Below are 13,061 nucleotides of genomic sequence, written 5' to 3'. Positions count from 1 at the left end.
CGAAGCGCTTCATTGCAACCACCCGCATTCGTTGGCGGGACTGGACAAGGAGAATATCGATATGTCCCAATCCGTTTCCCTGACTTTCCCCGATGGCAGTCAACGCGACTTCGAGCCCGGCACGACCGGCCTCGACGTCGCCGAATCCATCTCCAAGTCGCTTGCCAAGAAGGCTGTCGCCATTGCGATCGACGGCACCGTGCGCGACCTTTCCGATCCCGTGACGGCGGGCAAAATCGAGATCATCACTCGCAGCGACGAGCGCGCCCTGGAACTCATCCGGCACGACGCAGCGCATGTCATGGCGGAAGCCGTGCAGGAGCTCTGGCCCGGTACACAGGTGACGATCGGCCCAGTCATCGAGAACGGCTTCTATTACGACTTCGCCAAGAACGAACCCTTCACGCTCGACGATCTGCCGAAGATCGAAAAGAAGATGAAGGAGATCATCGCCCGCAACGCGCCTTTCACCAAGCAAGTGTGGTCGCGTCAGAAGGCGAAGGAAGTGTTTGCCGCCAGGGGCGAGCAGTACAAGGTCGAACTCGTCGATGCCATCCCGGAAGGCCAGGATCTGAAGATCTACTATCAGGGCGACTGGTTCGACCTTTGCCGCGGCCCGCACATGGCATCGACCGGTCAGATCGGCTCGGCTTTCAAGTTGTTGAAGGTGGCAGGCGCCTATTGGCGCGGCGATAGCAACAATGCGATGCTGTCCCGTATCTACGGCACGGCCTTTGCAGAGCAGTCCGAACTCGACAACTATCTCCACATGCTCGCCGAAGCCGAGAAGCGCGACCATCGCCGTCTCGGCCGCGAGATGGACCTGTTCCACTTCCAGGAAGAAGGCCCGGGCGTCGTCTTTTGGCACGGCAAGGGCTGGCGTATCTTCCAGGCGCTTGTCGCCTATATGCGGCGGCGCCTCGCTGCCGACTATCAGGAGGTCAACGCGCCGCAGGTTCTTGATACTTCCCTTTGGGAAACCTCGGGGCATTGGGGCTGGTACCAGGAAAACATGTTCGCGGTGAAATCGGCGCATGCGCTGACGCATCCGGATGACAAGGAAGCCGACAACCGCGTCTTCGCACTGAAGCCGATGAACTGCCCGGGTCACGTGCAGATCTTCAAGCACGGGCTGAAATCCTATCGCGAACTGCCGATCCGCCTGGCAGAATTCGGTACGGTCCATCGTTACGAGCCGTCAGGCGCTCTCCACGGCCTGATGCGGGTGCGCGGCTTCACGCAGGACGACGCGCACATCTTCTGCACCGACGAGCAGATGGCCGCCGAGTGCCTGAAGATCAACGACCTGATCCTCTCGGTCTACAAGGACTTCGGTTTCGACGAGATTACCATCAAGCTCTCCATGCGCCCGGACAAGCGCGTCGGTTCGGATGAGCTCTGGGATCGCGCCGAGAGCGTCATGATGGACGTGCTCACCACCATCCAGCAGCAGTCGAACGACATCAAGACCGGCATCCTGCCGGGCGAGGGCGCGTTCTACGGCCCGAAGTTCGAATATACGCTGAAAGACGCGATCGGCCGTGAATGGCAGTGCGGCACCACCCAGGTGGACTTCAACCTGCCGGAGCGCTTCGGGGCCTTCTATATCGACAGCAATTCGGAGAAGACGCAGCCGGTGATGATCCACCGCGCCATCTGCGGCTCGATGGAACGCTTCCTCGGCATCCTGATCGAAAACTTCGCCGGTCATCTGCCGCTCTGGGTCTCGCCGCTGCAGGTCGTGGTCGCGACGATCACCTCGGAAGCGGACGGTTATGGCGCAGAAGTTGCCGAAGCGCTGCGCGAGGCGGGACTCAACGTCGAGACCGACTTCCGTAATGAGAAGATCAACTACAAGATCCGCGAGCATTCCGTTACGAAAGTTCCCGTCATCGTCGTCTGCGGGCGGAAGGAAGCCGAGGAACGGACTGTCAATATCCGCCGCCTAGGCAGCCCGGAGCAGACCTCGATGCCGCTCGAGGCGGCAATCGAGAACCTTGCCTGGGAAGCGACGCCACCGGATATCCGCCGCAAGATCGAAGCCAAGAAAGCGAAGGCTGCCTGATTTCTGTCAGACAATTGTCATCGCTTTGAAATATAGCCGTCCGGTCTTCCACCTGAGGCCGGACGGCTTTGCGATTCAAACAGCTATCTTATGCGAGGGAGAGCGATCCGCGTCTCAAGCGCTGGCTGATCCGCTCGATCGAGGGGCTCTCCGGTCGCGATCGTTACGTGCAGCTCTACGATATCTGGCGCAGCGATATCGTTCCGACGCGCGAAGGCGTATTCGGCAAACTCCTTGATCTCCTAGATGTCCGCCTCGACATCAATGGTGCCTGGCCACCGCAACTTACCGCGGATCGGCCGCTTGTCATCGTCGCCAACCATCCGTTCGGTATCGGAGACGGCATTGCCGTATTGGCGCTTGCCGAACGGCTTGGACGGCCATTCCGCGTTCTCATCCATAACGAATTGCTCAAGGTTCCGGAAATGGCGGCCTATTCGCTTCCGATATCCTTCGATGAGACGAAAGAGGCCGTCGGCCTCAACATGGAGACGCGCCGGGAGGCGGTCCGGCTTCTGAAGGATGGCGTTGTCGTCATCATCTTCCCGGGTGGCGGCGTCGCCACCGCGAAGAACGGTTTCGGCCGCGCCGAGGATTTGCCCTGGAAGATTTTTCCTGCCAAGCTCGTCCAGGCGGCCGGTGCAAGCGTTCTGCCCATCTATTTCGAGGGCCAGAACGGGCGGCTCTTTCATATCGTCAGCCGCTTCTCGCTGACGCTTCGCCTCTCATTGTTGATCCGCGAATTCCGCCGGCTGTCAGGCAAGACGATCACAGCGCATGCAGGTCCGGTCCTGCCTTACGAAAAGCTGAGAAGGAACGACCGCAAGGCCCTGCTGGCAGCGCTTTACGATGCGGTCTTTTCGTTGGGTTCCGACATCAAACGAAAGCGCATGTGAAAATTCAATCGGTATCGGCGCCCGTCGTGCCGCTGCCCGGCAGCAGTTGCTCATAGGAAGGCAGCGGCGCCTGCGCGGAACTCTGCGGCTCGCCGGCGGCTGATGGCTGCGGTTCCTGCTGCAGCGTCGTCGCCGCGCTTGCCGGTTCCTGCGGCTGCTCGTTCTTCATCAGCACTTCGACATCGGTATTCTTACCGGCCTCGACCTTGAAGTCGCGCTGATAGATCTTGTCCTTGTTGCGCGCGACGGCGGAATATTCGCCTTCGGCTAGCACCATCGTCGGAAAAGCGCTGACGCTTTCGCCGACGCTATCGCCCGCCGCCGTCAGGATCGACCAGGCCGTATCAGCGATCGCTTCGCCGCCGGCTTCGGAAACCAGCTTGAAGGTGATCTGTGCTGCACGGTGCTGAATGGTCGCTTCCGTGAGCCCTCCCGCTTCCACCTGGATATCGGCGCGGATGACGGCATTGACGTCGCCATATTCAGAAACGATGTGGTAGGTGCCGGCGTTCAGCCTGACGACGGTGTTCGGCGAGACGTCTGCCGTCACCAATCCGCGTTCGCCGTCGTCGCGTACTTCCGACGAGTAGATGGAGAAGCGCAACTGATCCGGGCGGATGCGAACGTCGGAGCCGGACACAGCGTTGAGCAGCAAGCCGCCCGCATCGAGCACCATCACCTGCTTGTCGAGCTTGCCGCTGTCGGGAACATTCACCTTCCGGGTAACACCGGCGCGGCCGAAGGACACGTTTACCAGATAGTCGCCCGGCGCCAGTTGGAAAGCCGCCGACCCGCCACGGGCGCTCGCCACCAGCGGCAGCTTGCCGTCAGCGCCGGCGATCGGGCTGAACACGTACCAGGAAAGGCCGTCTTCCACCGGCTGGCCGTCAGCCGTCAGCTTCGCCTCGATCTCGACCTCGTGCAACGCGGCCCCTTGCGGTGCGCTGCCGGGGGCGATGAAAGCGTTGAGCTTCGGCATTTTCGCCGTCGTATCGAGCTGCTTGAATTCCTTGAACGCGTCCTGCGCGCTTGCGCCAAAGGGCAGCCAAGCCGCCAGAACAAGCGCAAGAGCCATACGCGCAAAAGGCAAAATGCCGGGCATGTGTTTCCTGAACAAGATTGACTTCTGAAATCACAGAGGCCACTTCAAGACCAACGCGATGGCAAATTCAAGACCCATCCATCCCGCTGTCATGAAAATGGAAGTTTCTCCCGCATGAAATCCGATATCAAGCTGATCGATTACCTCGCCGTGCGCCGCTCCATCCCCGCATTCCAGATGAGCGAACCGGGACCGGAAAAGGCGGAGATCGAGGAAATCCTCCGTCTGGCATCTCGCGTTCCCGACCACGGCAAGCTCGCGCCCTGGCGCTTCATCGTCTATCGCGGCGAAGAGCGCGTCCATATCGGAAAGGAGCTTCTGAAGCTGGCGCTCGAAGCCAAGCCCGATCTTTCCGAGGACATGATCGAAGTCGAGCGTGCGCGCTTCACCCGCGCGCCGGTCGTCATCGCCGTCGTCAGCAAAGCCGGGCCGCATTTCAAGATTCCGGAATGGGAACAGATCATGTCGGCAGGCGCCGTTTGCCTCAATATTATCTTCTCGGCCAACGCCCATGGCTGGGTGGCCAACTGGCTGACCGAGTGGTTCGCCTATGACGAGCGTGCCTATCGGCTGCTTGGCGTCCAGCCAGGCGAACGGGTTGCCGGCTTCGTGCATATCGGCTCGACAAATTTTCCCGCAGTTGAACGACCGCGTCCGGAAATATCGGAAACGGTCACTTGGGTTGGTGGGGACGGTTGATGTTCTACCCGACCGAAACGAACAGGCATGGCCTGTCGCATGATCCGTTCAAGGCGATCGTCGCGCCGCGTCCGATCGGCTGGATCGGCACGAAGGGCAGGGACGGCTCGCTGAACCTCGGCCCCTATTCTTTCTTCAACGCCGTTTCCGACCGGCCGAAGTTGGTGATGTTTTCCTCCAGCGGCCGCAAGCACAGCCAGCGCAACGCAGCGGAAACCGGGGTCTTCACCTGCAATTTCGTCAGCCGCAACCTTGTCGAACAGATGAACCTGTCATCGGCGGCGCTGCCTTACGGCATCAACGAGTTCGAGCTGGCGGGCCTGACGGCAAAGCGGGGTGAGCTTGTCGATGCGCCCTATGTCGGTGAGGCTTTCGCGGTGCTCGAATGCAATGTGACCGAACTGATCGAACCCAAGACCCTCTCGGGCGAGCCTTCGGAGAGTGTCATGGTTCTCGGCGAGGTCGTCGGCATCCATATCGACGAGCAGATCATCCGCGAGGGGCGTATGGATATGTCGATCGCGCGGCCTGTCGCACGCATGGGGTACATGGATTACAGCGAAGGCAGCGACGTCTTCGAGCTGCTGCGCCCGCAAGTGCCGAACGATCTGATCGCGGCTGGCAAGGGTTAATGAATATGATGAACCAATCGTAAACCATTTCTCAGTAGCCTCATTCCAAGGGTAGAGCGCGAAGGAATCGCGTTCGCAGGTTGGGGCGTAGTGTGATCGTAGAGGCTTTTCTTCGCTGGGTTGAAACTGCCAAGGCCGGAGACAGGGCTCGCGCCGCAAGCGCGCTTGGCCGTGCCTATCTACAATCCGAAATGCTTCCCGAGGAACGCAGGGCCGCCGAAATGGCGATGACCTTCCTGCTCGACGATCCATCGCCGCGCGTGCGTCTGGCACTGGTCGAAGCGATCGCTTGGTCTGACGAAGCGCCGCGCGCCCTCATTCTTGCCCTCGCCGAAGACCAGCCGGAGATCGCCTGCCATGCGGTGACGTGTTCCCCGCTTCTTTCGGACGCCGATCTCGTCGATCTCGCAGCCCGCGGCGGCAGCGTCACCCGTATCTTGATCGCCGCACGCGCATCGATCTCGCGTGCTGTTTCAGCCGCTCTTGCGGAGGTCGGCGACGAAGAGGATATTCTCTGCCTTCTCGAAAACGAGGGAGCCGCGATTGCTCCAATATCCCTGAAGCGCATTGCGGCGCGGCTAGGCGACTGTTGCGATATCCGCAATCTTCTGCTTGATCGCGCCGATCTGCCGGTCGATGCCCGTCAGCTGCTGACGCAGCATGTCAGCAATGCATTGGTCGCCTTGCCCTTGGCGCAGGCCGCAATCGGCCTCAATCGTCTGGAGCGCATCAGCCGCGAGGCGACGCAGGCGGCCGTCGTGTCGCTTGTCGGCGAGATCCAGCCGCGCCAGATCGCCGATCTCGTCGAGCATCTGCGTCTTAATGGCCATTTGACGCCGTCCTTTCTCATGCATGCCCTCTGCTCCGGCAAGGTGGATTTCTTCGCCGGCGCCATTGTCAATCTCACCGGCTGCACCGAAAAGCGCGTGCGCTCCATCCTTGCCACCGGCCGCATGCATGCGGTACGCGCCCTCTACGAGGCGGCCGGGCTCACCCGCGAGATCAGCACAGTGTTCGTCGAGGCGACGCTTCTCTGGCGCGAAGCTTCCAAAAAGACCGCAGGCACAATGCTTGCCAACGTTTGCGGCAGGCTGCTCGAACGCTTCCGTCACCACGACGGCATCCATGGCGCCGTCAGCGAGTTGCTCGATCTGGTCGAGAAGCTTCATATCGCTGAGCAACGCCAATCGGCCCGCAGCTACGCATCGCTGACGGCGCTCGCGGCAGCCTAATTTAATTCTTGAAGCGCTGAACCGCCCAGGAATAGCCATCTGAAACGAAATGCACCGGCTTCTCCAGCGTATGCTTGACGCTTTCGCCGGTTGGCAGGTGTGTGTGAACCTGATCGGCAATGCGTATCGCGAAAGCGCGAATGCCTGTCTTTCCAGTCTCCTGGCCAGTCTCCTGGCCAGTCTCCTGGACGGACGGCACCGGGGCGGGGAGAGCTTCGGCGACTTTGGGCTGTTCCGGCGCGATCGCAGGCTTCGGTGCTTCGCAGACGGCGATCACGGTCGGGTAGTTGGCATCGGCGAAGGACTTGAGCCGCTTTTCCGACTCGGCATCGCACATGGCCACCGTGTCCCAGTGTTATCGACCGTTGCGACATAATTGCATTGCGTCACCGAATCATTGCACCCGAAAATGGTCATGGCGACGAGGATGGCTTGCATAATCGAACCCTTTGGTTATTGAAATCCACTGTCATAGACGGGGCAATTCCAACCGAAAGATGGCGGCTGCATTAACCTTTCGTCATGCGCCGCGACAGGCCCCGCAAAACCGGGGAATGCCATGTCCGTCACCGTCGCTCTTGAATCGCCGCGCCAGCCGGAGATCATCCGCTTGCTCGACCTTTCGGATGCCTATACGCAGTCGCTTTATCCTGCCGAAAGCAATCACCTGGTCGATCTCTCGACCCTGGAAAAGTCCATCGCAAGCTTCTTCGTGGCGCGGAATGCAGGAGAAATCGTCGGCTGTGCGGCACTCCTGGAGGCGGGAGACGGTACGGCGGAGATCAAGCGCATGTTCGTCGATCCGGAGGCGAGAGGACTGAAGGTCGCAAGCCGCCTGATGGAGCGGCTGGAGGAGCATGCCCGGGCGCTGGGTCTCGATGCGATCCGGCTCGAGACCGGCATCTATCAGCCGGAGGCGGTCGGTCTTTACCGCAAATACGGCTATGCCGACGTCGGACCCTTCGGCTCGTACCTGCCGGACCCGCTCAGCCTCTTCATGGAGAAGCGGCTGACATGATCAGCCGTCGGCCGCGCGCTGCACCGGCGGCGCCTGCTCGTCGATCATGACTTCCGGGCCGAGAGCGGTCTGATCGTTCGTCTTCACTTCGTGCATCCATTCGCGCCAGATCGCGACGAGCAGTGCCATCAAGACCGGGCCGATGAAGAGACCGAGGAAGCCCATGGTCTTCACGCCGCCGACGAGGCCGAAGAAAGTCGGAAGGAAGGGAAGCTTGATCGGGCCGCCGACAAGCTTCGGACGCAGCGTCTTGTCGACGATGAAGAGTTCGACCGTGCCCCAGATGAAGAGCGCGATCCCGGCGACATGCGATCCGCTGGCGACGAGATAGATCGAAACCAAGGTGAACGAGAGCGGCGCGCCGCCGGGTATCAATGCCATGATGCCCGTCAGGACGCCGAGTGTCACAGGCGAGGGGACGCCGGCGATCCAGTAGGCGACGCCGAGTACGATGCCTTCGCCGATCGCGATCAGCGTCATACCCATAACGGTGGAACTGATCGTTGCCGGAACGACGCGCGAAATCCGCTCCCAGCGATTGGGCAGGATGCGTTCGCCAAGCATGTCGATCTGACGCGAGAAGGACGCGCCGTCGCGATAGACGAAGAACAGCGCGATCAGCATGAAAAGCAGCGTCAGGAGCAGGTGGAACGACGCGCCGCCGGCTGCGAGAACCGCGCGGTAGATATTGCCGATATTGGCACCGCTGACAGCCTGGATGACTTCACCCAAAGAGCCGGGACTGCCGATATATTTCGTCCAGAGATCGTCGAGATAAGGCCCTGCAAAAGGCAAAGCGAGGATCCACTGTGGTGTGGGCGCGCCCTGCCGGTTGGCGTGAATGATCCAGGCGACCCATTCGCGCACCTCGCCCGTCGTATAGGTGATCGCAAGCCCGATCGGGATAACGAGGAAGGTCACGATGAGGATGATCGCGATCGTGGCTGCGATCGTCGTATTGCCGCCGACGCGCGCAAGAAGTCTGCGATAGAGGGGCCAACTCGCAAAACCGATGACGAGTGCGGCCAGAACCGGAACGACGAAGCCGTAAAAGAAATAGACGCCTGCCGCAACGATGAGGATCAAAAGCCAGCGGGCCGCGGAAATCGAGGGAATGAGCGGCGTGCGTGTGGGCGCAGAAGGCCCAAGCCACCGCGGCTCGCCAGGCAGTTTCTTGTTGTTCGAGAGGCTCACGTCGCTTTTTATTCCTTCTTCTCAATCACGGATATGCGCCATTGGGAGCCCGGACGCAAGCATATCGATCGTCTAAGGGCCGGCCTCTTCCAATCGAAGGCGCGCCAAGCCGTCAGGGCAACGGGATATCTTAAACCTCTGTACGGAATGTGACGGAATTTTCTTCCGAACCTTGCTAGCCCATGAAAATGGCCGCACGTTGGGCATCAGGATTCATGGGATCGTTCGGACGATGACGAAATTTTCAGCGGAAGTATCATGGCAGCGCGGCGGGGGCAGTTTCACGGACGGCAAGTACAGCCGCGGCCATATGTGGAATTTCGATGGCGGCCTTTCGGTGCCTGCTTCGGCATCGCCGCACAACGTGCCGCTTCCGTACTCGATCGCCGAGAACGTCGATCCCGAGGAGGCCTATGTCGCGGCGCTCTCCAGTTGCCATATGCTGTTCTACCTGTGGCTTGCCTCGAAGAAGGGCATCGTCGTCGACAGCTATCTCGATACGGCGACCGGGATCATGGAGAAGGTCGACGGAAAAATGCTCGTCAGCCGCGTCGAGCTGAAGCCGGCCGTGGTCTATGCGGACGAAGCGCCGAGCCGCGAAATGGAGGAAAAGCTCCATCACGAGGCCCATGAGCTCTGTTTCCTCGCCAACTCGGTGAAGACGAAAATCGAAGTACGCCTCGACTAGCGGCACGATCCCTCGGTTGCTATTGCGGACGGCGCAGTATTTTGAAGACGTAGAACTGCGTCTTCTGGCTGGTCGAGAAGTTGTTGTCAGAGCCGAGGATCAGCGCGTCGCTCCCGTCCTTCGCCTTGCCGATCGCCATGGACTCGATATTGTCCGGCACCAGGCCGGCTGCACGCAGATCGAGAACTTGGCTCTTGCGGACGGGAACCACACGCTGATCGGTCTTCGCAAGCGAGGCGATCGCCGAGACGTCTGTAGCGCCGTCGAGATCGATCATGAAGATCTTCACGTTGTTGCCGACGCCTTGGGCATAGCGCTGCGCTCGACGGCGAGCAACCGGTGACCGTCGAGTGCGATGATCTCCGACATGCCGTTGTCGTTGCCGCCGTCAGCCTTCGCCGCCGCCTGTGGGATAGGCGAGATTGGATAGACATACTGCGCCTTCGGTTCGCCGGTCGTCCCATCATAGCGGATGATGCGCGCAAGGCTGCCGTTCACAAGGGAAGCTGCCGGGCCGTCCTGGTAGAGCGCCGCCTCGATGGCAACGAAGACATCGCCGGAAGGCGCGATCGCAAGGTCTTCGAAGGCGAGGTTGTCGCGGATGCCCGTCGACTTGTCGGCTGTCGGAGCAAAGCCTTCCGGCAACTTGAACTCCCGCATGAAGGCGCCGTCCTGCGAAGCGACGCGGACGAAGGGGGCGATCAGCGCCTTGCCGTCGCCTTCGCTGCCCCAGTAGATGCCATCCCGGCCGAGCCGGATCGACTCGGGATCGACGGTGCGCCTGGCGAAGGGTTCGCCGTTTTTGTCCTTCAGCGTCACCTGCTTGACGACGGCAACGCCCTTGAGGCCGGCGCCGTCGACATCGACTGCGAGCTCGTAAAAGCGAGCCGGGCCTTTTTCCGAGCGGTCGTCGCTGATGGCGATGTAGTGGCCCGTTGCCGCGTCGAAATCGAGGCCGGAAATGCCGCCGAATTCGACACCGTTTTCCACGTGGCCTGTCGGGATGACGAATTCACCGAGATAGGAGAGGGAGATGCCGGCCGCGCAGTCGCCAAAGGGGCAGGACGTCTCGAAGGTCGCGCCGATATCGGTCGCGTGGAGAGTGGCGGCGCTGGACAGGAGCGCAAAAGCGGCAGTCGCGAGAAAACGCTTGATCATGGCAAACATCCGGCTGGCAAGGGGTGAAGAGCGGAACGAACCGCGCGGCCAATCCCCGAAGGAACGGCGCGCCGCTCGCGGCGCTTCTCATGCACCGGTTATTTGACGGAGTTGTTACGGTTCTTCGTCAGTTCCGTGAAATAGCGGAAGCTCAAATATCGAGATTTTCGGCAAAGGCAGCACGCTCCTGAATGAAGCGGAAGCGCGCATCCGGCTTCGTGCCCATCAGGTCGTCGACCGCGGTGCGGGTTCCTTCGAAATCGACCTCATCGATCACCACGCGCAGGAGCGTGCGCTTGCTCGGATCCATGGTCGTTTCCTTGAGTTGCGCGGGCAGCATTTCGCCGAGACCCTTGAAGCGGCTGATCTCGATCTTCGCCTTGCCCTTGAATTCCGTTTCCATCAGCTCCTGCCGGTGGGCGTCGTCGCGCGCATAGGCGGACTTGGCACCCTGGGTGATCTTGTAGAGCGGAGGCACGGCAAGGAACAGGTGGCCGCCGCGCACGAGCTCGGGCATCTCCTGATAGAAGAAAGTGATCAGCAATGACGCGATGTGGGCGCCGTCGACATCGGCATCGGTCATCACGACGATGCGCTCGTAGCGCAGGTCTTCCTCGCGATATTTGGAACGGGTACCACAGCCGAGAGCCTGAACGAGATCCGCAAGCTGCTGGTTGGCGCCGAGCTTTTCGCGGCCGGCGCTCGCAACGTTCAGGATCTTGCCGCGCAAAGGCAGGATCGCCTGATTGGCGCGGTTGCGCGCCTGCTTGGCGGAACCGCCTGCCGAGTCGCCTTCGACGATGAAGAGTTCGGCGCCCTGAGCGGTGTTCTGCGCACAATCGGCTAATTTGCCCGGAAGGCGCAATTTGCGCACGGCCGTCTTGCGGTTGACTTCCTTTTCCTTGCGGCGGCGCAGACGCTCTTCGGCGCGCTCGATTACCCAGTCGAGCAGCTTTTCGGCCTCGTTGGGATTGTCCGCCAGGTAATGATCGAAGGGATCGCGAAGCGCGTTCTCGACGATGCGCTGCGCCTCGACGGTCGCAAGCCTGTCCTTGGTCTGGCCGACGAATTCCGGCTCGCGGATGAAAACCGACAGCATGCCGACGGCGGAAATCATCACATCGTCGGTGGTGATCTGCGCTGCGCGCTTGTTCTGCGTCAGGTCGGCATAGGCCTTCAGCCCCTTGGTCAGCGCGATGCGCAGGCCTGCCTCATGCGTGCCGCCCTCTGGCGTCGGAATGGTGTTGCAATAGGAGTGGATCTGCTGGTCGCCGCCGTACCAGGTGATCGCCCATTCGAGCGAACCATGGCCGCTTGCTTTCTCTGTCTTGCCGGCGAAGATTTCGCGGGTGACGGTGAACTCCTTGCCCATCGTCGCCTGCAGGTAGTCTTTCAGCCCGCCGGGGAAGTGGAAGACTGCCCTATCCGGGATTTCCGAGCCTTCCGGGAGCACGCCTTCATCGCAACTCCAGCGGATTTCGACGCCGCCGAAAAGATAGGCTTTCGAGCGTGCCATGCGGAAGACGCGCCCGGCATCGAATTTCGCATGGTCGCCGAAAATCTGCGGATCGGGATGGAAGCGCACGCGGGTGCCGCGGCGGTTATGCACATCGCCTAGCTCCTCGAGACCGCCCTGCGGCATGCCGCGCGAAAAACGCTGGCGATAGAGCTTGCGGTTTCGCGCCACTTCAACCTCGAGATAATCCGACAGCGCGTTGACGACCGAAACGCCGACGCCGTGCAGACCGCCCGAGGTCTCGTAAGCCTTGCCGTCGAACTTGCCGCCGGCATGGAGCTTGGTCATGATGACTTCGAGCGTCGATTTGCCCGGAACCTGGGGATGGTTCTCGACGGGGATGCCGCGGCCATTATCACTGACAGTCAGATAGCCCTGGATGTCGAGATGAACCTCGATAAAATTTGCATGGCCGGCGACCGCTTCATCCATCGAGTTGTCGATGACTTCGGCAAAGAGGTGGTGCAGCGCCTTTTCGTCCGTGCCGCCGATATACATGCCGGGGCGCATGCGCACCGGTTCCAAGCCTTCGAGAACCCGGATGGAGGACGCGCCGTAGTCGTCCGGGCCCGAGGCTGCCGGGGCAGGGCGCAACGCAGGGGCCGCCGCAGCAGGCCTTTCGGCAGGCTTTGCGGCCGCCTCCTGCTTCGGCATCAGGGGCATTCCGGAAAAGAGGTCGTTGCTGTCATCCATGGAGTCGTTCAGATCTTCAATCCTGTCTTGGGCCGCACGTACGCTTAGGGCCAGACCCAAAATCACCGCATTTGATGTCACGTTAGCGAATCAGGCAGATTCTGCCAGAAAGCGTCTCGTTACGCGACGCCGCCCGATTTGGCGGAATTCTATGGAATTGGTTTGCGT

At 60.9% G+C, this 13,061-nt stretch carries 10 protein-coding genes and 2 pseudogenes; 7 read left to right on the top strand and 5 right to left on the bottom strand.

Going from position 1 to position 13,061, the window contains the following annotated elements; genetic code table 11:
- Nucleotides 1-61: 61 nt before the first annotated feature.
- Together thrS and ISN39_RS08385 are read left to right on the top strand one after the other, a co-directional pair.
- The gene (gene thrS / locus ISN39_RS08390) at nucleotides 62-2,065 is read left to right on the top strand and encodes a threonine--tRNA ligase (RefSeq protein WP_194729743.1); all 2,004 of its coding nucleotides are present in this window, start codon (nucleotides 62-64) and stop codon (nucleotides 2,063-2,065) included.
- A 68-nt stretch (nucleotides 2,066-2,133) separates the two neighbouring features.
- Entirely contained in the window at nucleotides 2,134-2,961 is an 828-nt protein-coding gene (locus ISN39_RS08385; protein ID WP_194729742.1) for a lysophospholipid acyltransferase family protein, read from the top strand.
- Nucleotides 2,962-2,965: 4 nt separating this feature from the next.
- Here ISN39_RS08385 and ISN39_RS08380 read toward each other — a convergent pair whose 3' ends face one another.
- A complete protein-coding gene (locus tag ISN39_RS08380) occupies nucleotides 2,966-4,063 on the bottom strand; it encodes a hypothetical protein (protein ID WP_194729741.1) in 1,098 nt (365 codons plus the stop codon).
- Between the two features lie 114 nt (nucleotides 4,064-4,177).
- Here ISN39_RS08380 and ISN39_RS08375 point away from each other — a divergent pair, with 114 nt between their 5' ends.
- The 3 genes from ISN39_RS08375 to ISN39_RS08365 all read left to right on the top strand — a co-directional run bounded on the left by ISN39_RS08375 (nucleotide 4,178) and on the right by ISN39_RS08365 (nucleotide 6,626).
- Nucleotides 4,178-4,762, top strand: coding sequence for a nitroreductase (locus ISN39_RS08375; protein WP_194729740.1), 585 nt, complete (start codon nucleotides 4,178-4,180; stop codon nucleotides 4,760-4,762).
- Complete coding sequence (locus tag ISN39_RS08370; RefSeq protein WP_194729739.1) at nucleotides 4,762-5,394, top strand: flavin reductase family protein; 633 nt, start codon at nucleotides 4,762-4,764, stop codon at nucleotides 5,392-5,394. The genes ISN39_RS08375 and ISN39_RS08370 overlap by 1 nt, the downstream gene beginning before the upstream one ends.
- A gap of 92 nt (nucleotides 5,395-5,486) precedes the next feature.
- A complete protein-coding gene (locus tag ISN39_RS08365) occupies nucleotides 5,487-6,626 on the top strand; it encodes a DUF2336 domain-containing protein (RefSeq protein ID WP_194729738.1) in 1,140 nt (379 codons plus the stop codon).
- 1 nt (nucleotide 6,627) lies between these two features.
- Here the strand turns inward: ISN39_RS08365 and ISN39_RS08360 are convergent.
- Nucleotides 6,628-7,064: pseudogene (locus ISN39_RS08360) on the bottom strand (hypothetical protein).
- A gap of 121 nt (nucleotides 7,065-7,185) precedes the next feature.
- Here ISN39_RS08360 and ISN39_RS08355 point away from each other — a divergent pair.
- Nucleotides 7,186-7,644: a GNAT family N-acetyltransferase gene (locus ISN39_RS08355; protein ID WP_194729737.1), complete on the top strand. Its 459-nt coding sequence runs from the start codon at nucleotides 7,186-7,188 to the stop codon at nucleotides 7,642-7,644.
- On the opposite strand, the gene ISN39_RS08350 is transcribed toward ISN39_RS08355, so the two are convergent.
- Nucleotides 7,645-8,838 (bottom strand): AI-2E family transporter, encoded by a 1,194-nt coding sequence (locus tag ISN39_RS08350; RefSeq protein WP_194729736.1) that lies wholly within the window; start codon nucleotides 8,836-8,838, stop codon nucleotides 7,645-7,647.
- Nucleotides 8,839-9,070: 232 nt separating this feature from the next.
- Here ISN39_RS08350 and ISN39_RS08345 point away from each other — a divergent pair, with 232 nt between their 5' ends.
- Nucleotides 9,071-9,526 (top strand): OsmC family protein, encoded by a 456-nt coding sequence (locus tag ISN39_RS08345; protein WP_194729735.1) that lies wholly within the window; start codon nucleotides 9,071-9,073, stop codon nucleotides 9,524-9,526.
- Between the two features lie 19 nt (nucleotides 9,527-9,545).
- Here the strand turns inward: ISN39_RS08345 and ISN39_RS08340 are convergent.
- Nucleotides 9,546-10,684 (bottom strand): annotated as a pseudogene (locus ISN39_RS08340) (esterase-like activity of phytase family protein).
- 151 nt (nucleotides 10,685-10,835) lie between these two features.
- Complete coding sequence (parE, locus tag ISN39_RS08335) at nucleotides 10,836-12,893, bottom strand: DNA topoisomerase IV subunit B (protein WP_039844940.1); 2,058 nt, start codon at nucleotides 12,891-12,893, stop codon at nucleotides 10,836-10,838.
- Between the last annotated feature and the right edge of the window lie 168 nt (nucleotides 12,894-13,061).

Source organism: Rhizobium sp. 007 (assembly GCF_015353075.1).
In the GTDB taxonomy this organism is placed as follows: domain Bacteria; phylum Pseudomonadota; class Alphaproteobacteria; order Rhizobiales; family Rhizobiaceae; genus Rhizobium.
Note: the sequence above shows the minus strand (reverse complement) of the source record. Positions and strands in the feature narration are given on the sequence as shown.